Source organism: Segatella salivae DSM 15606 (assembly GCF_000185845.1).
In the GTDB taxonomy this organism is placed as follows: domain Bacteria; phylum Bacteroidota; class Bacteroidia; order Bacteroidales; family Bacteroidaceae; genus Prevotella; species Prevotella salivae.
The window spans coordinates 2,992,803-3,015,441 of sequence record NZ_GL629647.1 but is presented as its reverse complement, the minus strand read 5'-3'; the positions used below and the strand labels follow the sequence as shown (position 1 = coordinate 3,015,441).

Here is a 22,639-nt window from a genome sequence, read left to right as displayed (position 1 = left end):
TCAATCCATTCGCTCATGATAATCTTCATAACCATATTCGCGCAAGATTTCAAGCGTTCCATCAAGACGAGCGATACCAATGGCGGGATGAGAGATGCCATTAAACATATTGGTTTTCACCGTTGTATAATGCAGCATGTCTTCAAATATCACATTTTCTCCCACTTGCGGTGCATGATCAAACTCCCAATAACCCATAAAATCACCACTAAGACATGAGTTTCCACCAAGCCTATATATATAAGGTGAATGGTGATTGTCTTGAGCTATGTGTTTTGCGCCACGCACAACTGGAAAATAAGGCATCTCCAAACAATCGGGCATGTGGCATGTAAAGCTAACATTCAGGATGACAGTCTTTATCCCTCGGTCTTCAACCACATCCACAACCTGACTCACCAAGGGGCCCGTCTGCCAGGCAAATGCACTTCCTGGTTCCAAGATTACCTTCAACCAAGGATATCGTTGACGGAATTTTTGCAGCACATCTACCAGCAACATCGTGTCATAATCATTGCGTGTCATGAGATGACCACCACCAAAATTAATCCACTTCAATTGTGAAAACCACCGCGAAAACTTTGCTTCTATATGCTGAAGAGTGCGTTCAAAGGTCTCCGCCCCACTCTCACAATGGCAATGACAATGGAAACCTTCAATGTCAGCAGGCAGCGTTTCGGGCAACTTATCAGCCGTAATACCAAACCGAGTGCCTGGAGCACAAGGATTATAAAGGTCGGTTCCCACCTCTGAATACTCCGGATTGATGCGCAATCCAAGACTAATGGTGGCATTTTCTTTGCGCACCCGCTCATGATAACGCGCATACTGAGTCAGCGAATTGAACTGAAGATGACTCGACAAGCGGGCAATTTCGTCAATCTCATAGTCGGTATATGCCGGAGAAAAGGTGTGCGCCTTACTGCCAAACTCCTCAAAAGCCAACCGAGCTTCTGACAAAGAACTCGCTGTTGTGGCACGAATATACTCCCGAAAAATGGGAAAGGTCTTCCAAAGCGCATAGGCCTTGAACGCCAAAATCACTTCAACATCAGCCTCACGCGCCACATCTTTAATAAGGTTTAGATTGCGACGCAACCGTGCTTCCTCAAGAATATATATCGGTTTACTAATCCCTGAAAATGTATCGAGGTTTAATTTCATCATTCCTAAAAATAAAAGTTCGTGATGCAAAGGTAACTTTTTACGCGGATATAATTGCTTGTTTGATAGAATTTTCATACATTTGCATCATCAAAGAAGAAACGCAATGAAGCCCACTTGGTTGGAAAGCCCCACAACAAACATAAAAAGAGCGCGACGCTTGCCGATGCTCCACAAGGGCGTAAAGGCTCTTTGCTTCTTCCAAACAACTTATTTGAACCCTACAACACAAGGGGATAATCGTTTGAAATGGGCTATATCCAACCCCGAAAACGATTCTCCCACACACCGATTCTTAACGAAACAGCAAATAAACTTATTAATATAAACACTAATAGAAATGAGTGAAAATAACTCTTTTTTGGTTTTCTCGGGTACAAACACACGCTACCTTGCAGAAAAGATTTGTGCCAGCTTAGGTTGTCCACTTGGAAACTTGGTGGTAACAAAGTTCTCTGATGGTGAGTTTGCAGTGTCTTATGAGGAGTCAATCCGTGGCCGTGACGTATTCTTGGTACAGAGTACCTTCCCCAATTCAGACAACCTCATGGAACTGTTGCTGATGATTGATGCAGCCAAACGCGCTTCTGCCCGTCACATCATCGCTGTAATCCCCTACTTTGGTTGGGCACGTCAAGACAGAAAAGACAAGCCTCGTGTCAGCATCGGCGCAAAACTTGTGGCCGACTTACTGAGTGTTGCCGGCATCGACCGCGTCATCACGATGGATCTACACGCTGACCAGATTCAGGGATTCTTTGATGTTCCCGTAGATCACCTCTATGCATCAGGCGTCCTTTTGCCCTATTTGCAAAGCCTACATCTAAAAGATCTCGTCATCGCTTCACCTGACGTAGGTGGCTCAAAGCGTGCCAACACCTATGCAAAATACTTAGGTTGCCCACTCGTTCTATGCAACAAGACCCGCGCCCGCGCCAATGTCGTGGCCACAATGCAGATTATCGGTGACGTGAAAGACAAGAATGTTGTCATCGTCGACGATATGGTTGACACAGCAGGCACCATTACTAAGGCTGCCGACATCATGAAAGAAGCCGGTGCAAAGACTGTACGCGCCTGTGCGTCCCACTGCGTCATGAGCGGTCCGGCCTCAGAACGTGTGCAGAATTCAGCCCTCGAAGAGATTATCTTCACCGACTCCATCCCCTACTCTCACCGCAGTGCAAAGGTAAAGCAACTCTCTGTTGCCGACATGTTTGCCGAAACCATTCGCCGTGTGGTAGACAACGAGAGCATCTCATCACAATATTTGGTATAAGATTAAAATTCCGATATGACATCAAGCGGAGAAATGCACCATGCATCTCTCCGCTTTTTTAATTCTATCCCTCCGTAAACCACAACTCACCTAATCTTTTTCAACGCTATTTTGCCCCTCTTTTCCTCACGCAATCTCTACCAATTCACGCAATGAATCAGTAGAGATGACCTCCTTTTTCATAACAATTTACCGAGAAATAGGTATTGGTTTACATTGCATTTTTATTTACTTTTGCATTGTCCACATCATGTACAACTAATGTTAGAGACATATACTACAAATCATTAAAAACCATATCAACGAAAAGTTTAATGGACAATACAAGAAAAAAACAACCCTTCAACCATGTACATTCACCGCTTTCGCGCTCCAAAAGAAGAAGTTGTTTGATTGCCTTAGGCCTGTTTCTTGGGGTTAACACCTTTGCACAACAGCCTGTAACGTTAGACACGACGGTAGTAATCAAGGAGGTTACGGTGACCGCTCGTAGTGAAATTAGGAAACTAAAAGAGTCGGCTATGCCCATATCTGTCATTGGTCAGCGCCAGTTACAAGGCACAGCATCCAACATCAATGACGCCCTTGCACGCACCGTTGGCGTCACTATCCGCAACACCGGAGGCTTAGGGAGCGCCTCGCGCATTTCTCTTCGCGGCTTGGAAGGAAAGCGAATGGGAATGTTTGTCGATGAAACCCCAATGTCACAACTCAATAACTTTGTAACACTCAACGACATTCCTACCAACATGATAGAACGCATTGAGGTGTATAAAGGCATTGTTCCTTATAAGTTTGGTGGTGCGGCATTAGGTGGAGCCGTAAATGTGGTGACGAAAGAATACCCCCCTGTGTACTTCGATTTCTCCTATGAACTGGGTTCTTTCAATACCCATCAGGTGTCAACAGTGTTTAAGCGTACGGATAAAAAAAGCGGATTACAATTTGGAATAGGTGGCGCTTTCTCGTTTTCAAAGAACAACTACAAGATGTTGCTATCCAATGTAGGCAACCGAATGGTTGAAAGAGACCATGACACCTTTAAGAAAATCATGACAGGAATGTCACTCAAGGCCACGAAATGGTGGTTTGACGAAATGAAATGGGAGCTTATCTTTCTCAAAACACGTCAAGAGATACAAGGAATCGACCTTGATGTGCGCGAAGCTTATAACCATTCTATTATTGGAGTGACTGCACTCACGCTGAAACGAAAGAACTTTTTCTTAGACGGACTTGACTTTGACTTCAACATCGGATATGCAATTGGCAGGTATGGCCTATGTGATAAGGCCATGAACCGCTATGATTGGGATGGCAACAAGCTACCTCCGGTCTCTCCTTATGGTGGAGAACAAAACAACTATCCCTCGGATGGAAACAACCATTCAAAAGAATTGACGTCTAAACTCAATTTAGAATACACGATAGACAAGCACCATGGTGTAAATCTAAACGTTTATTTCGACCGAAATTCACTACGTCCCAAAGACCCGTTAATGGACAAAGCATTGGGCTTTCAATCTAACTTCCCAAGCCGCATGAACACATTAACCTTAGCCTTATCCTATGATTTAACGCTCTTCGAAGGCCGTTTTCAAAATGCGTTTACGCTGAAAAACTATAAGTTTTCTTCTCATTCGCGCTCCATAAACGTTTATTCTGTCAGCGCACCTGAACCAGTAAGCGTGTCGAAATCTTATTTTGGATTCAATGATGCCATGCGATATAAGTTGACAAATGACTGGATGGTGAAGGCTTCTTTCAATTCAGAAGTGCGCATTCCAACCAATGAAGAGCTCATAGGTAATGGCTATTCTATCCTCGCTTCGCCTGCCTTGAAACCCGAACGCACGTCGGGAGTGAATGTGGGCATGATGTATCGGCATATCAAACAGAATGGAGGATTGGTAGAAATTGAATTTAATGGCTTTTACAATCAACTCAAAGACATGATTCGATTCACCCCCGACTTGATTCCAACAATGGCACGTTATCGCAATTTTGGAAGCGTTCGCACACGTGGTATAGAGTTAGATGTGAAAGCAGATGTATGTTCTTCGGTCTATCTTTATGCCAATGGAACGTATCAAGACCTACGCGATGTGCGCAAAATGATTCCAGGCACGGCAGTAGAAAACCCCACTTATATGAAGCGAATACCCAATATACCTTATCTAATGGGTAACTTTGGAGCTGAATATCATAAAGAAAACCTCTTCGGAGGCAAGAATCAAAACACTCGTTTGTTCTTCGATGCCTCTTATGTGCATCAATTCTACTATGATTTTGAAGTGAGTCGCTATCAGGATAAGAAGATTCCGTCTTCATTTACAATGGATGCCGCCATAGAACACAGTCTAAACGATGACCAATGGGTATTTACGTTCAAGATAAAAAACCTGGCTAATCGCCACATTGTGTCCGAGTTTAATCGTCCACTACCCGGAAGATACTTTGCATTCAAGGTGAGATACCTGCTAAAATAGAAACTTTATATTATATTACTAATAATCATTTTAATGATGAAAATTTTCAAATTATCTCTTTCAGCCCTCCTTTTGGCGTCACTCTTTATTTCATGTGACAAGGGCAATGACAATCCTCCTGCACCCAAAGGCGGTGAGGGCAGTTTCAAAGGTGTAGTTTTTGCTGCCGGCATTACTAATCCCGAAGGCAATGGTGGCAATGTCTATATGCAAGCGTTACCCGGTTTTCTGCCAGGCACTTACGGCAATACAAACGCTATTCCCGTTGGATTTGGCTCAACACCTATCGTAACTGAGTCAAACAACATCTATGCTTTTCCCGACTACATGGGCAATACGAAAGCTGAAATCAAATGCTATAATCTCAACGAAAAAGGTGAATGGCTGAAGAAAGGAGCACTTCAGATTCCAGCAAATGCCGCAGCTTGCAACATTGTTGAATTGAATAAGGAAAAGGCCTATGTGAGTTTACAAGGTATAGGCATTGTGATGGTGTTCAATCCAACGACAATGAAGAAGATTGCAGACATTGATCTCAACAGCTATGCCCAACAAGGAGCGCGAGTTTCGCCTGCCGCCATGATTATACGCGACGGAAAACTCTTTGTAGGACTTAGCCAAATGAATGCCCAATTCATGCCTACGGTCAACAAATTAGAGTTTGCCATGATTGATACCAAGACAGATAAGGTAGAGAAACATATCGTAAATGAAAGCTTAGGCATGTGTTTTGCCACACGCCCCATTGATGCTGGCTCTATCTTTATGGACGAAAACAAAGACATATACTTCAATTGTATGGGATCATTTGGCATGCTTCCTCAATTACATGGTGGCATTGCACGTATCAAGAATGGCTCAACCGACATTGATCCAAACTATTCTATACGCCTTGATCAAACAGAAGTGAGTGGCCTTTCTACGAAACATGCCGACTATATCTGTACAGTGATGTATGCAGGAGACGGAAAAGTCTATACCTATATCAGCTCGTTTGGCTTAGATCCTCATGCCTTGGACAATCCATACCTTACACTTTCCAACCTTCCTGTAGTCATAGACTTGAAACAAAGAACACTAAGTGTCATCAAAAACACGGAGATTTCTAACCCACAAGGTATCGCTGTAGCCAAATATAAAGACCTGATTGTGTTTGGAAGTGCCAATAAGAAGGCAACAGGTTTCTACACTTACAACCCCAAAACAAAAGAAGTGGCTGGCCCTGTGATTCAAACTCAAGGCAATCCAAGCTTCTTCCACAGCTTTGAATAATAGCTTTTAGCTTTTGGAAAGCCTAAGAAGAGCGTTCCTCTTCACCAAAAGCATGGGCAAAAATTGATGTGCTCACGATGAAAGTTGACACATCCCACTTTGAGAATTATAAGAAACAACTCACTACGCGTTGAGGTTTTGAAAACCCGAGGTTGCCAAACAACAGTATAGGCTACCTCGGGTTAATATTTTGAATGAGGGAAACAACTCGCCACTCATTTTGCTTTCTTGGTATCATTCACACTAAAGCGCAACCCCACTAAAATCATTTTTGGGTAAGAGCTCAATACCCCTTGCCCTTAACCCAACTTGATTGAGCCATCAGCGCCTACCTGCAACTTATCTTTTTTCGTTGGTTTCGGCGTCGGTTCTGCCTTTGCCGGAGTAGCCTTTTTAGGCGCTGCAGACCGCTTGAGAGCTGCCTTTACCGGCTTGTTTGTGCGTGGTGTGCGTCTCGGGGCCACGTTTCCATAATGCGTGGGAGCCGAAGAGGCAATACCATAAGGGGCAGATTCCACCACCTCTTTATAGCGATAGCCATCAGGACTATCGGGATCAGACACCTTTCTCAGTGAGGTGTAATAGACTTTATTGCCCACATAGCTCGTGTCGGTCATCATTAAACCGGCTTTATAGCGGCGTTTGTGGAGGATAGCCCCATTGACTTCATAGACAATCTCCGAGCCTTCTTTCTGCCCATCGCGATAGAAGGAGCGCACATACAATTTAGGTTGCGCGTTCTTACTTTCAGAATCATAATATTGTAGAAACAAACCATCCAATATTCCGTTGCGATAGGTCTCGACAAGAGTAACATGTCCGAAGCTATCATACTCGTAAGCACGGCCATCTTTCTCGCCATTCACATAGTCGGCCTCACTGGTTTTCAGGCCGTTTTGCCCGTAGGTGACCCAATGTCCCACCTGCTTTTTGGTCTTTTTATCAATAAATCCTGACACGCGTAGCTTGCCATCGGCATCGTGTTCCATGTATTTCTCTTGCGCTTGAAGGGTGGTAAACCCAAGCAAAAGCACTAATACTGACAATATTTTCTTCATTGTTGCTTTATATTTTTATTGTTGTAACCGCGTTGAGGGCAACATTTTTTATTCTGGTTTGAATGAATATCGGTCTATAACATCCTTACCTCGTTCCACCTGCCCAGTCTTAATATCAAACCCATAGAGTGTTTTATGATAACCATTTGAAGCATCAGTCCTGCACATCACCCATATTTTGTTTCCACTGCGCACTGCACATTCGTTGCATTTCACATTTGCTGGCACTGCCTTTGTCCACAAAACACCGTCGCGAGTGCTACGCAACTGATAGATAGTATTGGAATTTGCCGTGACATTTGGATTGAAAGAAAGCAAGATATACTGGTTGTCGGCAAAAGGAAGTGCACCATTGAAGCCCTCAATCTTATCCGTAGAAGGACCAAAACTGAGTGCACGATATCCCATGTTTTCAGGGAATATCCGACTCCTATAAAGGTAATCGTCTAATTCTTGCGGGTCACCATTGTGGAAAACAAAGCTTAGATGCCACAGCTGTAGCAACCCATCTTCGTTTGAATTGGCGTTAGACTTATACAACTTCAAGAAATATGTTGTCGAATCTCGCATCTCTCCATTCAACTCACTCGGTGGAAGCATGCACGCATAAGAAAAGGCTGCGTCGTCATAAAGCCTGTTGGTGGCAGGGAAATAATAATAAGGTACGGCCTTAGTGTCGTTCACCAAGAAGCCCTCTCCATTGTCTTTATCGATAAAATCAATTTTAGAGAACCCCGATTCCATTACCTTTTTGCCCTCAAACATAGACTTTGTGATGTTCTTTATCTCTAAGTTTGCGGGGTCGATACTATATACATAGTGGCCACCCACAATGAGATAAAACTTCTTTGCCTGATAGAAATATTGCAAATCTGTTTTATTTTCCCTGTAACCTTGCTTGTCAGCATTTTCATTTGAAACCAGAAACTTCTCGTTAACGATTTCACCTGTCTTCACATCGCGCAAACCAATGTAATAGCCATTGACGTATTTTGGATTGTCCTCATACTTATAGGAGAGATAATTTCGATGCGAAAAATAGACAATATAGGCTTTATTCTTATGACTCAACAACGCATATTGTTCATAGTTTTCATCCACAGTGATTGAATCAGCCTTGCTTCCAAGGTAGTCATAACTATTTGAAGAAGAGAAGAGTAGCTGTTTGATAATCACAAACAAGAACAGAAAAGAAAGGACAACAGCTATCGCTATAAACTTTTTTCTCTCTGCACCAAATGGGTTATAATTATCTGCTTGCCCCGAGTCGAAGTTGTAATGATGATTCACATTGATGTTGATATCGTCGTTGTCAAGGAAGAATTCGGTGCCACAATTCCTGCAACGAAACTTCTCTTCGCCTATTTCATCATACTTTTCACTGCCACACTGCGGGCACTTTATAGGTTTTATCTTCTTTGTCATGCGTTGAGTGAATAACTTTTATCAAATATTAAAAAGCGGCACTAAGGTAAGACTTTCTTTGAAAACATCCAAATTTCCGACCTAAAAAATCATTTCTCATGCCTCGCACGCTTGCAAAAATTGTCTTAAAATCAAGGCCTATGTGATACAATCGTATGATACACGCCGCCTGACCACCATTTTTCCTCCTCAAAAACTTGCAAACGCAGGGTGAGATTTTGTATCTTTGCAGAAGCTATCCCCCCACGCAAGACCGCCTGAAATCATTCGGCACACTCCGTGGCAACATAGCGATTGCAAATAAATTATTCAGGATAATCAATCTTTAACCCGTTCATCATGGTAAAGCATACAAACCAACAAGGGACTGCGGCATCCCCAATGCTCCGCAACTGCAAGCGAACAAACGTATTTGTGCGCTTAGATCTTGAAATGCTTAATAACTTTGACATGACTGTTGTCAAAGAAAAATATGGTCTTGAAGGCTGGGGTATCGTGATTTATATCATGAAATTTCTTGTCGAACGCCGTACCGATTGCCGCGCACCGATATATGCTGTGAGCGACATTGCACGCGCCTGCCACCGCCACAAGAGTTTCATCTTGCAGCTCATTGGCGACTTTCCTTCGCTCTTCACTATCGAACCCGGAAACCAGGTGTTTTCAAGTCCGTATTTAACTCAATTTTTCCGCGAAAATTCTACAAAAAAAGAGAAAATAAAAACAAATTTAGATAAATTAACAAATGAGACATCTGATAATCAGCAACTTAACCCTTCTAAGAACAAGAACAAAGAACAAGAACAAATAAAAGACGAAGAAAAAGAAGTAGAAAAGTTCGACGTCGCCGCCGATGTTTTTGAAAAGAATAAGTCGTTGGAAGCTGATGCCAAGAAGACTTGTTCAGCCATGGCTCAACCATCAACGGCAAAGACAACACAAAGGCGCTGTTGCAGCGAGAAAAAGTCGGCTGTCAAAGGGGCAAAAATGGCCGCTTCAAGAATAGAAAAAGCTACAGATGACCATGCAAAACAGGCTGAATTGCAGCCTAAATCAAGTGCTTCTGTCGCGAGAAATGCAAGAAACCACGCCGATGCCGACGCTGATTCAAAGGCTTCGCCAGCCATTTCGATTGCCCCATCGCCAATAGTCCATGGCTCAACAGCGGCTACGCTATCGTCAAATGCTTTCGTGAACACCTTGCGCAAAAAGATTCGGCAGGCTTCGGCTGCCGCTGCCAAACGGGAACAAGCAGCCATCCAAGTACCCACTCCGCCTGCCACCAAGACTCAGCAACCCACTGCCGAGCCTTCAGCTACAGCCACTTCGGCCCCACTAAGCATCAATCGTGAGTTGCTCACCCTACTCTATCACGACGAGGACTACATGGCCAGCCTCGAACACATGGCCAATCTTGCCGTGCACAAGAATCCCACCTTGCGCCGCAACCTCCTCTACTGGTTCTGGCACTATTGTCAGATGCACGGGAAAGCCATGCGTAGTGCGGCCGATGCCAAAGACTATTTGGCCAACCTCATGCGTCCCGGCAGCAACACACGCGCCCGCTTCATGGCCTATCAAAACCACTTTTACGAGCAAAACCATCAGGCGGAACAAGGCTGCGACCATGCGCCCACACGACAAGTGGGTCGCAATGTGGGTAGCGTATGAGGCGAAGTGCGTGACAATATTATGAGATGTGATGCAAGGAGGCAATGTAAGGTAAACAGCCATAACCATTTTATAGTATAGGTTTGGCGAGGAACGAGCCTATCCAGGGGAGGTGATTCACAGACGAAGTTCAACGCCGTAGGTGTTGTACCTTTTACAATTAGCGTGGCCTTTCATGAATCCTATTAAATGAAGAAGTTCAGAAGAGGTACAACGCCTACAGCGTTGACACCCCCACGCACTCTCACAACCCAGGGTAGCCTACGCTATCGCTCGGCAACCCTGGGCTATCAAAGGTACAACGCCTACAGCGTTGCTTGATACTTGGTTCGTTCTCTTGCATAGTTACAGAGCGAGAACACGTACAATGCCTACAGCGTTGCCCTCTATACACACATGCTCGCAACCGCAAAGCGCCCACAATTCGGAGAGAAGAGTCTAAGATTTCGGGAGAAAAAATGGGGCGTTTTTTGGTGTGGTTGAATATTTTTATTAAATTTGCGTCTGCTATTTTCATCGATACCTAAACAAGCAACTATGATTGACCATGGCCTAAAACTAACGCAAAGCAGAGTAGAAGCCACATAAAGGTGCGACGGAATTGTAACTAAAAATCAACTAAGACATATCTATATTAACTTAAAACAATATGCTACAAAACTCTAAACATGGTAAGAGACGTATGCCTATAATGCATCTCTCTTTATCCACCTTGTTGTTGATGGCACCCTTAAGTCTCATGGCCTCCCCCTTGGAGGGTCATCGAGTGGCTGACATCAACGAAGCAATGATGGCACAGCAGCAGTCATCGAAAGTAATTCAACGCACAATTACAGGCACTGTGACCGATGCCAACGGCGAACCCATCGTGGGAGCGACCGTAGTTGAGCACGGCAAAAAGTCGGGAACAATCACCAATGGCGACGGAAAGTTCACGCTCACTGTTACCCCCGGCAACACCCTTACTATCTCTTATGTAGGTTTTGCGACCCAAACCGTGAAGGCACGTGATGCGATGCGTGTCACCATGACAGAGGATGCGCAGGGACTTGACGAGGTGGTTGTGGTTGGTTATGGCACAATGAAGAAGCGCGATCTTACGGGAGCAGTCTCCAGTGTCAAGGGAACCGACCTTGCAGTAGCCGGTGTTGCCTCGGCAGCCCATATGCTTGCAGGAAAGGCAGCAGGTTTGTATGTGCGCCAAAACTCGGCACAACCTGGTGGCGGTCTTGACATTCTCATCCGTGGTGCAGGTTCGGTGAACGCCAGCAACGACCCACTCTATATTGTCGATGGCTTTCCTATTGCGAAACTCGACCAGCAAAAGGGCAACAACGACCGTATGGATCCTGGAACGCAGGGCGTGCTCAACTTCCTCAATCCGAATGATGTGGAGAGCATAGAAGTGTTGAAAGACGCTTCGGCTACAGCCATTTATGGTTCACGAGCAGCCAATGGTGTGGTTATTGTTACCACCAAACGCGGACGCGAAGGCAAGGCGATTGTGAACTATTCATACAACTATAGTTACCAGCGTTACAGCGATAAATATGACATGTTGTCGCTACATGACTGGATGATTGAGAAGAACAAAGCAAGTTGGGAATATTGGATTTGGGAAAACAATGTTGGTCCTTGGGGTTCAAGAACACTCGAAGAGGCGCTTGCCGCACCAAAGAGTGGCTTGGCATATACACGTCCTTACACCGACGCTCAAATCGAAGCTGCTGGCAAGGGCACCGACTGGGTGGGCCTGATTACGCGCAACGGCCGCATTCAAGAGCACAACCTTAGCATTCAGGGCGGTTCAAAAGACACACAATATATGATTTCTTTGAACTACTATGACAATGAAGGTATCATCAAAAACTCTGGAATGACGCGCTATACCGTGAAGAGTAACATTGATCAACGCTTCTTAAATATCTTCAAAACCGGTGTAAACCTGACGCTCACACGCATTGATAACGACAACACTCAATTGGGATCAAAGCAATATGAGAAGTCGGGCATCATCCGTTCGGCTGTACAGATGGGACCAAATATCTTGGCTTACGACCCCGTGAGAAAGATTTATCCTGTCAATCCCCTATTAGGAACGCAGCCTAACCCCTACTCTCTGCTCAACAATGTAGACCAAGGACGCACTGACCGATTGCTCGGTAACATCTATGTTGAAGCCCGCCCACTCGATGGTTTGATGCTAAAACTCAACGCAGGCCTTGATAGAGCCAACATCAGTCGTAAGACTTATGAGCCTAAAACAACTTTGTCGGGAAAGAATCTTCAAGGTAACGCCAACATCTATACCACCGACAATAACCAGTATTTGCTTGAGGCGACTGCCACATATAGCAAGACTTTCAAGGAGATGCACAAGCTAAATCTGCTTGCCGGAACATCTTTTGAACAGTTTAATGTAGAGTCTTCAAACGCAGGGAACAACAACTTCCTGACCGACGGCTTTATCTACAACAACCTGAATGCCGGTGTTGGTACGAAGTCGGTAGGCTCAGGGTGTTCTAAAAACAAGATGGAGTCCTACTTCTTCCGTGTAAACTATATCCTCAAAGACCGCTACTATCTCACTGGAACCTTCCGTGCTGACGGCGCTTCTGTGTTTGCCAAGAACCACAAATGGGGCTACTTCCCTTCTGCTGCACTTGGCTGGACCTTCTCAGAAGAGCCATTCATGAAGCCGCTTGCCTCGTGGTTGACCATGGGTAAGATGCGCCTCAGCTGGGGACAGACGGGTAACTCGGACATTGGTTCTAATGCCTTTGCAAGCTATTATGCTCAACCCGCCTACAACCGCGGTGATAACACGCAACTCATTGGTGTTTTCCAAGGCAAACTTGAGAATCCAAACTTGAAGTGGGAAACCACAACTGAATGGAACTTTGGACTCGATTTTGGTTTCCTGAACAATCGAATCTTGGCAAGTGTAGAGTTCTATCATCGTGTGATTTCAGATTTGCTCAACTACAAACCACTGAACTATTACCACGACATTTCAAGCGTAATGGCGAACATTGGCAAGACACAGAGCACGGGTTTAGAAATCACTATCAACACCACGAACGTCAAAACACGTGATTTCAAATGGACAACCAACCTCACTTTCACTACATATAAGGACCGCTGGAAAGAGCGTACACCCGATTGGAAGCCTGCTGTCTATGAGAAAGTTGACGACCCTATACGCCCCATCTATTCGCGTCGTGCCGACCACATCTTGCAGATTGGCGAGACAGTACCGGCAGCTCAGCCCGATCTTCGCCCGGGAGAGTTGGTCATCAAAGACCTCAACGGCTATAAACGTGATGCAAATGGTCAGCCCGAAGTAGACGCTAACGGACGCTTTATCCTTACAGGTGGCCCCGATGGAAAGATTGATGACGCCGACGTTGAACTCATTGGGTCTCAAGATCCGGGTTGGATGGCCGGCATGGTCAACACCTTTAACTATAAGGATTTTGACCTAAGTTTCCAACTTAACGGTATGTTTGACCGACGAATGGAGGACCCCACGGAGATGACTTATGGCCTTGGTGGAGGCGAATTAGCGCAATATGGCTACAATGCACTAACGATTATCAAGAAACGTTGGACCTGGGATAACCCTTCAACGAAGTATCCTTGCTCCTTCAATGGCTGGAACACCACCTACACCCACGGCGACTGGTATTATCAGAATGCATGGTTTGTGCGCCTTTCTAATATCACACTCGGCTGGAACATGCCTAAAGCGTGGGTTGCAAAGACGAAATACATCTCACGTGTACACCTTTCTTTGAGTGCAAGTAACCTCTTCTGCCTCACTCCCTACAAGGGTTTAGACCCAGAAACAGACTATTATACGGCGGCTTATCCTAACGCACGCACCTATAGTATAGGAGTAAATATCACATTCTAAAACCCTAAACGCATTCAACAATGAAAAAGAATAACTATATATTTGCACTGTTACTGGCTTGTGCGACAATGACTTTCAACAGTTGTTCAGACTTAGAGCCGGTCGACTACGCTGAAATCAACCCCTCAAACTTCCCTAAAACCGAGAGCGATATAGAGTCGTTAGTCTACTCTTGCTATTATCCTCTGCGCGGAAGCTGGTGGGATGGCATGTTCTCTACCTCAGAACGCGGCATACAATTCCTCAATGATGCCACCACTGGGATATTAACGGGAACGTTTGGAGAACAAAAGAAGTGCTCAGAACTAAACTATTTCCCTGAGACTACAGGCATTACGTGGTTCTATTACACACGAAACAAGCAATATTCTGGGGGATATTCGCAGAAGATTAGCCGCTGTACGCTTGTGCTTGACGACATTGCAAACAGCAATCTCGATGAAGCCACAAAACAAAAGTATGAAGCTGAGGTGCGCTGTGCACGTGCTTTCCTCTCTTATATGCTTTATGACATGTATGGTCCGTTGGTCGTTGCGCCATTGGAAGTATTGAAAAACCCCTTGGCCGAAAAGCCGCTGCCCCGACTTTCGCGCGCAGAGATGGTGAAATTCATTGAAGACGACTTGCTCTTTGCTGGCGAACACCTTCCTCTTCCGGGCAATACCGAGTATGGACGCTTTAGCCGTGGCTTGGCAAAGATGCTCTTGATTCGCCTCTATTTGCATGAAACGGGCAACTATAAATATCCTGAAGGCCTCACACATGGCGACAAATCAAACTATGACAAGGTTATCAAGTTGGCACGAGAACTAAAGGAATCGCAGTATGGCTATGCCCTACAAAGCGATTACAACGCCATGTTTGCACGCGGAGGTCAAGGTGCTGGCAACAAGGAAATCATCTTTGCACTGCCTTGTACCTATGAAGGACCAACCCAAAACCAGTGGCACATGATGGTGCTTCCCACCAACTATGCCGACCATGGCATGGGCTCTGGCTGGGGAACCGTTACAAGTACGTGGTATTTCTACAACTCTTTTGAACCTGGTGACACTCGCCGTCAAGGACTGGTCACCTCATATAAGAGTTCGGATGGCACGATTATCGACCGCAATACGCCTCAATCGCCATTGGCAGCTGGCCCAATTCCTTTGAAGATTGGCTATGACACAGGCGTGAAAGGCTCGGGAGGATACACCGATATCGATATCGTGTTGTTCCGTTTTGCCGATGTTTATCTCTCATTGGCTGAAGGGTTGTGCATGCATCAAGGGGCTTCGACAGCCGATTTGCATGAGGCTATCGACAATGTGAATGTTGTTCGCAACCGTGCAGGCTTGCCCAACCTCAGCTATGCCGACTATCCAACCGCCGAAGACGTGCTCAATGCCATCTTGAAAGAGCGTTGGCACGAGTTCTGGTGTGAGAATGGACAATATCGTTCGGATTTGATTCGCTATCATCGCCTTGTGCCTTTGGTGAAAACCATTAACCAATCGCCTTATGCAGAGGAATATAAAGAGATTTATCCGCTGCCACTTGAGGTGATTACCGATGGCAAAGGCTTGGTGAAACAGAATCCCGGCTATTAATCAAAACGGCGAATCTTGGCGTTTATGCCTTTGCAACAGGCGATGAAAAGCTATCTCATGCGCTTAGTAACAAAGCGTAAACGTCAAGACAAACGCAAAACATATACACATAAAATGAATCATAGTAAACACGAAAAAATGAATAAATTCTTAAACATATCGGTGCTGTTGCTGTCGCTTTCGATGATGGCTTGTGGCAGTAGTGACGACGATAAGCCTACACCTACCCCCACTCCTGACAAGGAAAAGGTTGAGTTGGAAACAGTGAAATACACGCCTTCAAAGGAAAACTTCTTCAATCCTGAACGTGGTATGTATGTTATGGTGGAGAGCAACATGGCTACTCCCCTCTCTGAATCACGGCTTAAAACGGCTAAAAGCGAGCAGGAGTCGCTCGTTCAGATTGTTTATTATCTGAAAGACCGACGCAATCAAGCCCTCACAACAGCCGATTTGGCAAAGATAGATAACGATTTAGCCACCGTGCGTAAGGTTGGAATGAAGGCGATTTTGCGTTTCGCCTACACCTCATCTAAGGATGAAGCCGATGCACCTATGGTGACAATCAAGCAACATTTAGACCAACTGAAACCGCTGTTGGCCAAAGACAAGGACGTCATTGCCTGCGTACAGGCTGGTTTTATCGGTGCTTGGGGCGAATGGTATTATTCTTCCAATGGCCTGAACAACAATGCCTCACGCAACGAAGTGTTGGCAAAATGGTTGGAGGTGCTGCCTACCGACCGCTTTGTTCAAGTGCGTACACCGGCTTATAAGCGTAACTTCACGGCCATTCAGACGCCGCTTGATGCCTCATTTGCCTATAAAAATAGTCCACAGGCACGCATTGCGCACCACAACGACGCCTTCATGGCCGATGAAACCAACATGGGTACCTATGAGGATGTAGCGAAAGACAAAGCCTATTTGGCACAAGAAGGCCTCTATACTCCTATTGGCGGTGAGACGGCTCGCCCCTCGTCAACCACTCCTCCAAGTCGCGGCAAGGCAGCTTTAGACGAGTTGAAGACGCTGCATTGGTCGTTCTTGCACGATGGTTACGACCGCGTGGTGTTGAAACAATGGGAGAAAGACGGCGTGATGGATGAGATTCGCATGAACTTAGGCTATCGCTTGGTGCTCATGCGCGGTAAATATTCAACCCAACTCACACCGGGAAGCGACCTCAACGCTATCCTTTCTATCTATAATATCGGTTTTGCAGCAATGTATAATCCACGTAAAGTGCAGCTCATCCTGCGTTCAAAGGATGCTACTTACATTGCAACGCTGCCTGATGACCCACGAACCTGGAAGCCACGCCACCTGACCAATCTCATGGCCAAGGTGCAACTGCCGGCGGATATCCCTGCAGGCGACTACCAGTTGTTGCTCTTCTTGCCCGACGCCGAGCCTTCTATCGCTGCAAGAGCCGACTATGCGGTGCGCTTAGCCAATAAAGAGATGTGGGAAGCAACCACAGGTTACAACAATCTGGGTGTTACTATCAAGGTTGAAAAGACGGGCACAGCACCACAAAGTACGGCAGCTGTGAAATTCATTAAGCACTAACGATGGAGTCAAACACTACACTTCAAAAGCCAAACAGACTGCTTTCGCTCGACATTTTGCGTGGAGCAGACTTGGCAATGCTCGTGTTGGTGCAGCCCATTTTGCTCAAAGCACTCGAGACAATGCAGCCTGCCGAAGGAACAGTTGGCCACTTCATCATGGGTCAACTGTTGCATCTGCCGTGGGAAGGCTTCTGCTTTTGGGACATCATCATGCCCTTGTTCATGTTCATGTCGGGCATAACGATTCCGTTTGCCATGGCACGTTACAAGCGTGGAGAGCGCATTGATGGCAGCTTTTACCGCCGAATCTTGAAACGCTTTGTGGTGCTTTGGATCTTAGGCATGGTTTGTCAAGGCAACCTTTTGGCGTTTGACTTGCAACAACTACACCTCTATTCCAACACCCTTCAAAGCATTGCTGTGGGCTATGTTGCCGTGGCTTTCCTCTATGTTTTCTGCTCTTTGCGCACGCAAATCATTGCAGTGAGCCTCTCGTTCTTGGCCTATATCGCCATCTTTGCCATTTGGGGAAACTTCGATTTCACCATCGACAGCAACATTTGCGAGGCCATCGACCGCGCAGTGTTAGGGCGTTTCCGCGATGGAGTGATTTGGCAGGGCAACCAATGGCATTGGGATCCCACCTATCATTATACGTGGATTATGAGTTCTCTGAACTTCATCGTGACGGTTTATCTGGGTACTTTGGCAGGCTATCTGCTGAAAAGTGAGCGCACAGCGATGCAAAAGTTCTACTGGCTCATTGCTGGTGGTGTGGCCATGATTGCCGTATCGCTTTGCATGCACCCTTGGATTCCCATCATCAAACACATCTGGTCAAGCTCCATGACCCTCTTTTCAGGAGGCATTTGCTTTATCCTGATGGGCTTGTTCTATTACATTATCGACGTGAAAGGATGCAGAAAAGGCTGGATGTGGCTGCGATACTATGGCATGAACTCACTGGCTGCGTATTACATTGGCGACCACATTGACTTCAATTCTATCACCGACTCTATCTTCTTTGGCTTCCACCAATGGCTCGGCGACTATCATCGTGTGTTGCTGGTTACCCTGCAAGGGGTGTGGGTATTGCTCATTTTGAAGCTGATGTTCAAATTAAACTATTTCATAAAAGCATAAAACCGATTGATTATGTTCAAAAAAATAAGCTATCTTGTCCTTGCAACAGCAATGCTGTGTGTAATGGGTTGCAGCGACAATGACGATAAATTTGTTTCTAAAGACAAAACAGGACCAAAGCCAGAAATGGACCTTATGGTGGTGCCTGATAATTATAAATATGGTGACAAGATTGATATCACGGGCCTCTTAACCGATGAACGCAACCTGGAACACTATGAACTGTTGTTGTTAAACAGCAAGGGTGACACCCTGACTACAAAGTATCAGATGTTGCTCGGCAAGCAGTTTAGCATGGATGACAACATCCAAATACCACTGCCTAAGAATGCTTCGACCGACGATTTGCTGTTGGTGGCGAAGTTAGACAACACACGCAATGGCGAGGCGGTAGAGACTTTCACGATTCCTTCCGTATCAACGCCTACGTTTGAAACGCTGAATCTCATTCTCGGCAACGGCAATGTTATCGAACTAACCAAGCAAGGCGATGTCTTCACTACGCCCAACGAGCAGCTGTTTCCTGCCAAGGTGAAAGGCATTATCTCGACAACGACGAGCAAAAACGGCATTTATTGGGGAACGCAGAATGGCGAAATTGCGTCAATGGCCAATGATTCTATCACGATAGGTGGCGACGTTGAGTCTTCGTTTACGGTGTCTTTCAATCCTAAAACGTTTGAACTCTCCTTTGGTGAGCGCCATGTTTGGAAACCGCTTCCCACGACAGATTGCTACTATATCTTAGGAACTATCTCAGGACACTGGCAAGATGGCGAGATAACAACAGAGAAAACAAAGATGCGCATGCACGGATATGAAAGCAAAAACGACACATACTACACCTGGACTGCCCCTGAAGGCGACAATCCTGAAGTGGGAATGTGGGGCCAAACGGCTGCAGGCAACTTCCGTTTGAAACAAGGTGGCCACAATGGTTACATCCTTTGGGACGGACATAAGCTTGTTCAGTCGGCTACTGACGATGCATCGAAGAGCTTCCACCTCACTGCCGGCGGTGCGTTTACCATTAAAGCAAATCTCACTTCGGGCACTTGCACGAGCGTAGAAATTACGGGTAGTGGCAAATCCTTAGTCTTTGCAAACGATAAAGTGACGGTAAATGGCATGGTAGCAACGCCTTCTATCGGCTTCTGTGGACAGCAATTACATCTCAAAGCAGGTGAATCTTACATCTACGAAGGTACGATGACACTGCAAAAGGGACAGAAAATCACGTCAGACTTTGACTTGTCTGGCTACACCTGCAACCCTGATTTGTTTAACGGAGGCGGTAACTCTACGTGGACATTAAAGGGCAACAGCGGTGCATATTATGTTCGCATGGACATCTTTAGCGGTGCCTTCTATGCCTGCCCCGTAGGCGGTTATCCCGATGTTTTGTATATGGATGGCTGGAGTTGGGCACCTACAAAGAACTCAACGGCTGTGGTATGGTCTGACGAAAACGTGCTGCCGGTGGTACACACAACGGGCAATCGCTACGAAGGTACCTTCTATAACTTTGGTTGGGGAGGTGATGTGGCCTTCTATGTTGTGCATCCTTCTACCGGACATAAATATCGTTTGCCCAATAGTTTCTTCCCCGCTCCCGTACGCACGGGCACCGATGGTTTCCTCATTCCTACGTCAGCAGGAAAATATAAGGTTGTCATCGACTTGAAAGACGGCATAAACGTGGCTGCAGATGGCGTGGTTTCACCGAAAGGAAACAGTCATTTCACCATGGATTTCGTGGCAGAATAGGCGGTAAAACGACACAAAACAGACGCGTCCCAGGGGTTGGATGGCTTGCCAAAAGCAAAAAACGCCTTTCCAACCCCGCGGAAAGTCTGCCAGCAACGAAAACAACTTATCCCATCACGCGGATGACTTGCCGACAACAAAAAGTGCATTTCCCACATCTTGGAAAACCTGTTTGTCGCAAAAGCTGACTTTCCGAGCCTTCAGATGAACTGCCATTTTCAAAATAAAGGCATTCAACGGCTCGGACAAGGAGGCTTGACTGCCACTGCAAGAACATCCGAATCGTCATGCCGACGGAAACTTATAATGCTCAAAGAAAAAACATTTTATTTCATATTCATGCACCTACGTTATTCTTTTTTACTGCTCATGGGACTACTCTGCTCGTCATTGCAGGCCCAACAGCGCACCGATATTCCCATGCTGCCCAATGAAGCGTGGTGGGGAGGAGCAACAGCGCTTGGCTCGGCGATGCCCTTTTCATCGCTTGCCCCCTTTGATCTTTCCAACCAAAATGCCAACAACCAGGTGTCGGGGATGCTCATTTCTGACCAAGGACGCTTCATTTGGAGCGATAATCCCTTTATCTTCTCGGTCAACAACAACAGCATTCACCTTGATTCACGCTATGAAAAAGTGGGCGTTAAGCAGCAAGGAAAGACCTTGCGCGATGCCTATCTTGGTGTGATGAGAAAGCATTTTCCTCCCAATGGCAAACTGCCCGACGGGCTCTTCTTTTCAAATCCGCAATACAACACGTGGATAGAACTGATGTATAACCAAAACCAGACCGACATCTTAAACTATGCTCGCCACATCGTCGACAACGGATTTCCTCCCGGTATCTTGATGATTGACGACAACTGGCAGCGCTATTATGGCAACTTCGACTTCAAAGAGGAACGCTTCTCCAATCCACGCGCCATGGTCGACAGCCTACATGACATGGGCTTTAAGGTGATGTTGTGGATTAGTCCGTTTGTATCTGCCGACAGTCCTGAATATCGCGCGCTGGCAAAAGAGGGACTGTTGCTGCGCGATGCCACCGGAAACCCAGCCATCATTCAGTGGTGGAATGGGCAGAGTGCATGCTTTGACCTCACCAATCCGGCAGCCCTTGACTATTTGGAAAAGACACTTCGCAAGATGATGCACGACTATGGAATCGATGGTTTCAAATTCGATGGAGGCGATAACACGTTTTATGACCGCGCCGATCTGCGTCCGTTTGTTCATGGCGCGCGTTCGGTTGACCAGACAAAAGGCTGGGCTGAGTTGGGATGTCGCTTTGATTTCAACGAATATCGTGCCTGTTGGCAAATGGGAAACCAACCACTTGTGCAGCGTTTAGGCGATAAAGAATATTCGTGGAAAGCCGTTCAACAACTCATTCCCGATATGATTTCGGCAGGTTTGCTGGGCTATGGCTTTGCGTGTCCAGACATGATAGGCGGCGGTTCGTTTGCCTCCTTCCTCAACATCGATGCCGATAAGTTCGACCAAGAACTCATTGTGCGCTCTACCCAGGTGCATACCCTCATGCCGATGATGCAATTTTCGGTGGCTCCATGGCGCATTCTAAGTGCAGAAAACTTAGAGATTGTGCGCAACATGGCCCGTCTTCATGTCATGAAATCGCCGTATATCACACTTTGTGCACTTGAATCTGCGCGCACAGGTGAGCCAATTGTGCGCAACTTGGAATATGAATTTCCTCACCACGGCTATGCCAACGTGAAAGACCAATTCATGCTTGGCCACGAACTCATGGTGGCTCCGATGACAACATCAGGCACCTCACGCACGATTATCCTTCCTCCCGGCCGCTGGCGTGACGACCAAGGCCGCGTCTGGCGTGGCAATCGTGTCATCAAACAGCAAGTTCCCCTCTCCCGTTTGCCTTATTTCGAGCGAATCGGCAAATAGCTTTTCTTCACCCGTTGCGCTCCCTCAATACGCCAGGGGGTGACAAAAGAGGGCGAAAACATCCCATTTTTGCATCGCAAAATAATCCTCCACTCCCCTTCAGTATCCCAGCGTTGGCTAACAACGAGCCAGCGCTGGGATTCTTGTTTGTAAGTGGTTAGCCTGCAATCTAAACCATTTCACACTGCAATTTAGACCATTTTACGTTACAATCTAAACCAAAACACAACACATCAAATCATCATTTAATTTCCATTCGAATAGAATGCTCAATATCAAATGGTTCTTAAAGAACAGCCTTATCTAACTGTATGAAAAATAAAATATAAGTAAATAATTGTTAATTTTAATAGAATTAATATA

At 45.9% G+C, this 22,639-nt stretch carries 14 protein-coding genes; 11 read left to right on the top strand and 3 right to left on the bottom strand.

The features are described 5' to 3' along the window. Positions 1 to 1,164, bottom strand: a complete 1,164-nt coding sequence (nspC, locus tag HMPREF9420_RS11725; protein ID WP_044079266.1) for a carboxynorspermidine decarboxylase — start codon at positions 1,162 to 1,164, stop codon at positions 1 to 3. 340 nt (positions 1,165 to 1,504) lie between these two features. Between nspC and HMPREF9420_RS11715 the strand changes: the two genes are divergently transcribed. From HMPREF9420_RS11715 to HMPREF9420_RS11705, 3 genes are all read left to right on the top strand, one after another. Next, on the top strand, positions 1,505 to 2,443 hold the full coding sequence (locus tag HMPREF9420_RS11715; RefSeq protein WP_007135930.1) for a ribose-phosphate pyrophosphokinase: 939 nt from the start codon (positions 1,505 to 1,507) through the stop codon (positions 2,441 to 2,443). Between the two features lie 314 nt (positions 2,444 to 2,757). Then, entirely contained in the window at positions 2,758 to 4,932 is a 2,175-nt protein-coding gene (locus HMPREF9420_RS11710) for a TonB-dependent receptor plug domain-containing protein (protein WP_007135929.1), read from the top strand. A 36-nt stretch (positions 4,933 to 4,968) separates the two neighbouring features. Beyond that, positions 4,969 to 6,204: a hypothetical protein gene (locus tag HMPREF9420_RS11705; RefSeq protein ID WP_044079265.1), complete on the top strand. Its 1,236-nt coding sequence runs from the start codon at positions 4,969 to 4,971 to the stop codon at positions 6,202 to 6,204. Between the two features lie 299 nt (positions 6,205 to 6,503). Here the strand turns inward: HMPREF9420_RS11705 and HMPREF9420_RS11700 are convergent, their stop codons facing one another. Together HMPREF9420_RS11700 and HMPREF9420_RS11695 are read right to left on the bottom strand one after the other, a co-directional pair. Continuing rightward, positions 6,504 to 7,262: a toxin-antitoxin system YwqK family antitoxin gene (locus HMPREF9420_RS11700; RefSeq protein ID WP_007135927.1), complete on the bottom strand. Its 759-nt coding sequence runs from the start codon at positions 7,260 to 7,262 to the stop codon at positions 6,504 to 6,506. A gap of 48 nt (positions 7,263 to 7,310) precedes the next feature. Continuing rightward, complete coding sequence (locus HMPREF9420_RS11695) at positions 7,311 to 8,687, bottom strand: hypothetical protein (RefSeq protein ID WP_007135926.1); 1,377 nt, start codon at positions 8,685 to 8,687, stop codon at positions 7,311 to 7,313. A gap of 339 nt (positions 8,688 to 9,026) precedes the next feature. Here HMPREF9420_RS11695 and HMPREF9420_RS14805 point away from each other — a divergent pair, with 339 nt between their 5' ends. From HMPREF9420_RS14805 to HMPREF9420_RS11660, 8 genes are all read left to right on the top strand, one after another. Further along, positions 9,027 to 10,358, top strand: a complete 1,332-nt coding sequence (locus tag HMPREF9420_RS14805; RefSeq protein ID WP_007135925.1) for a DUF7833 domain-containing protein — start codon at positions 9,027 to 9,029, stop codon at positions 10,356 to 10,358. A gap of 189 nt (positions 10,359 to 10,547) precedes the next feature. Beyond that, on the top strand, positions 10,548 to 10,679 hold the full coding sequence (locus HMPREF9420_RS14905; RefSeq protein ID WP_261794256.1) for a hypothetical protein: 132 nt from the start codon (positions 10,548 to 10,550) through the stop codon (positions 10,677 to 10,679). Between the two features lie 466 nt (positions 10,680 to 11,145). Then, complete coding sequence (locus HMPREF9420_RS11685) at positions 11,146 to 14,274, top strand: SusC/RagA family TonB-linked outer membrane protein (RefSeq protein WP_398394824.1); 3,129 nt, start codon at positions 11,146 to 11,148, stop codon at positions 14,272 to 14,274. Positions 14,275 to 14,294: 20 nt separating this feature from the next. Further along, complete coding sequence (locus tag HMPREF9420_RS11680; RefSeq protein ID WP_007135923.1) at positions 14,295 to 15,866, top strand: RagB/SusD family nutrient uptake outer membrane protein; 1,572 nt, start codon at positions 14,295 to 14,297, stop codon at positions 15,864 to 15,866. 138 nt (positions 15,867 to 16,004) lie between these two features. Further along, positions 16,005 to 17,438 carry a DUF4832 domain-containing protein gene (locus HMPREF9420_RS11675; RefSeq protein WP_044079264.1) on the top strand — a complete coding sequence of 478 codons (1,434 nt, stop codon included), beginning with the start codon at positions 16,005 to 16,007 and terminating at the stop codon, positions 17,436 to 17,438. 2 nt (positions 17,439 to 17,440) lie between these two features. After that, on the top strand, positions 17,441 to 18,583 hold the full coding sequence (locus HMPREF9420_RS11670; RefSeq protein WP_007135921.1) for an acyltransferase family protein: 1,143 nt from the start codon (positions 17,441 to 17,443) through the stop codon (positions 18,581 to 18,583). A gap of 12 nt (positions 18,584 to 18,595) precedes the next feature. Continuing rightward, positions 18,596 to 20,350, top strand: coding sequence for a hypothetical protein (locus HMPREF9420_RS11665; RefSeq protein WP_007135920.1), 1,755 nt, complete (start codon positions 18,596 to 18,598; stop codon positions 20,348 to 20,350). Positions 20,351 to 20,689: 339 nt separating this feature from the next. Continuing rightward, complete coding sequence (locus HMPREF9420_RS11660; RefSeq protein WP_052297302.1) at positions 20,690 to 22,276, top strand: glycoside hydrolase family 31 protein; 1,587 nt, start codon at positions 20,690 to 20,692, stop codon at positions 22,274 to 22,276. Positions 22,277 to 22,639: the final 363 nt, after the last annotated feature.

Coding starts and splice junctions, on each gene's coding strand:
- nspC (WP_044079266.1), bottom strand. CDS start 1,164: ATGAAATTAAACCTCGATACATTTTCAGGGATTAGTAAACCGATATAT.
- HMPREF9420_RS11715 (WP_007135930.1), top strand. CDS start 1,505: ATGAGTGAAAATAACTCTTTTTTGGTTTTCTCGGGTACAAACACACGC.
- HMPREF9420_RS11710 (WP_007135929.1), top strand. CDS start 2,758: ATGGACAATACAAGAAAAAAACAACCCTTCAACCATGTACATTCACCG.
- HMPREF9420_RS11705 (WP_044079265.1), top strand. CDS start 4,969: ATGAAAATTTTCAAATTATCTCTTTCAGCCCTCCTTTTGGCGTCACTC.
- HMPREF9420_RS11700 (WP_007135927.1), bottom strand. CDS start 7,262: ATGAAGAAAATATTGTCAGTATTAGTGCTTTTGCTTGGGTTTACCACC.
- HMPREF9420_RS11695 (WP_007135926.1), bottom strand. CDS start 8,687: ATGACAAAGAAGATAAAACCTATAAAGTGCCCGCAGTGTGGCAGTGAA.
- HMPREF9420_RS14805 (WP_007135925.1), top strand. CDS start 9,027: ATGGTAAAGCATACAAACCAACAAGGGACTGCGGCATCCCCAATGCTC.
- HMPREF9420_RS14905 (WP_261794256.1), top strand. CDS start 10,548: ATGAAGAAGTTCAGAAGAGGTACAACGCCTACAGCGTTGACACCCCCA.
- HMPREF9420_RS11685 (WP_398394824.1), top strand. CDS start 11,146: ATGATGGCACAGCAGCAGTCATCGAAAGTAATTCAACGCACAATTACA.
- HMPREF9420_RS11680 (WP_007135923.1), top strand. CDS start 14,295: ATGAAAAAGAATAACTATATATTTGCACTGTTACTGGCTTGTGCGACA.
- HMPREF9420_RS11675 (WP_044079264.1), top strand. CDS start 16,005: ATGAATAAATTCTTAAACATATCGGTGCTGTTGCTGTCGCTTTCGATG.
- HMPREF9420_RS11670 (WP_007135921.1), top strand. CDS start 17,441: ATGGAGTCAAACACTACACTTCAAAAGCCAAACAGACTGCTTTCGCTC.
- HMPREF9420_RS11665 (WP_007135920.1), top strand. CDS start 18,596: ATGTTCAAAAAAATAAGCTATCTTGTCCTTGCAACAGCAATGCTGTGT.
- HMPREF9420_RS11660 (WP_052297302.1), top strand. CDS start 20,690: ATGCACCTACGTTATTCTTTTTTACTGCTCATGGGACTACTCTGCTCG.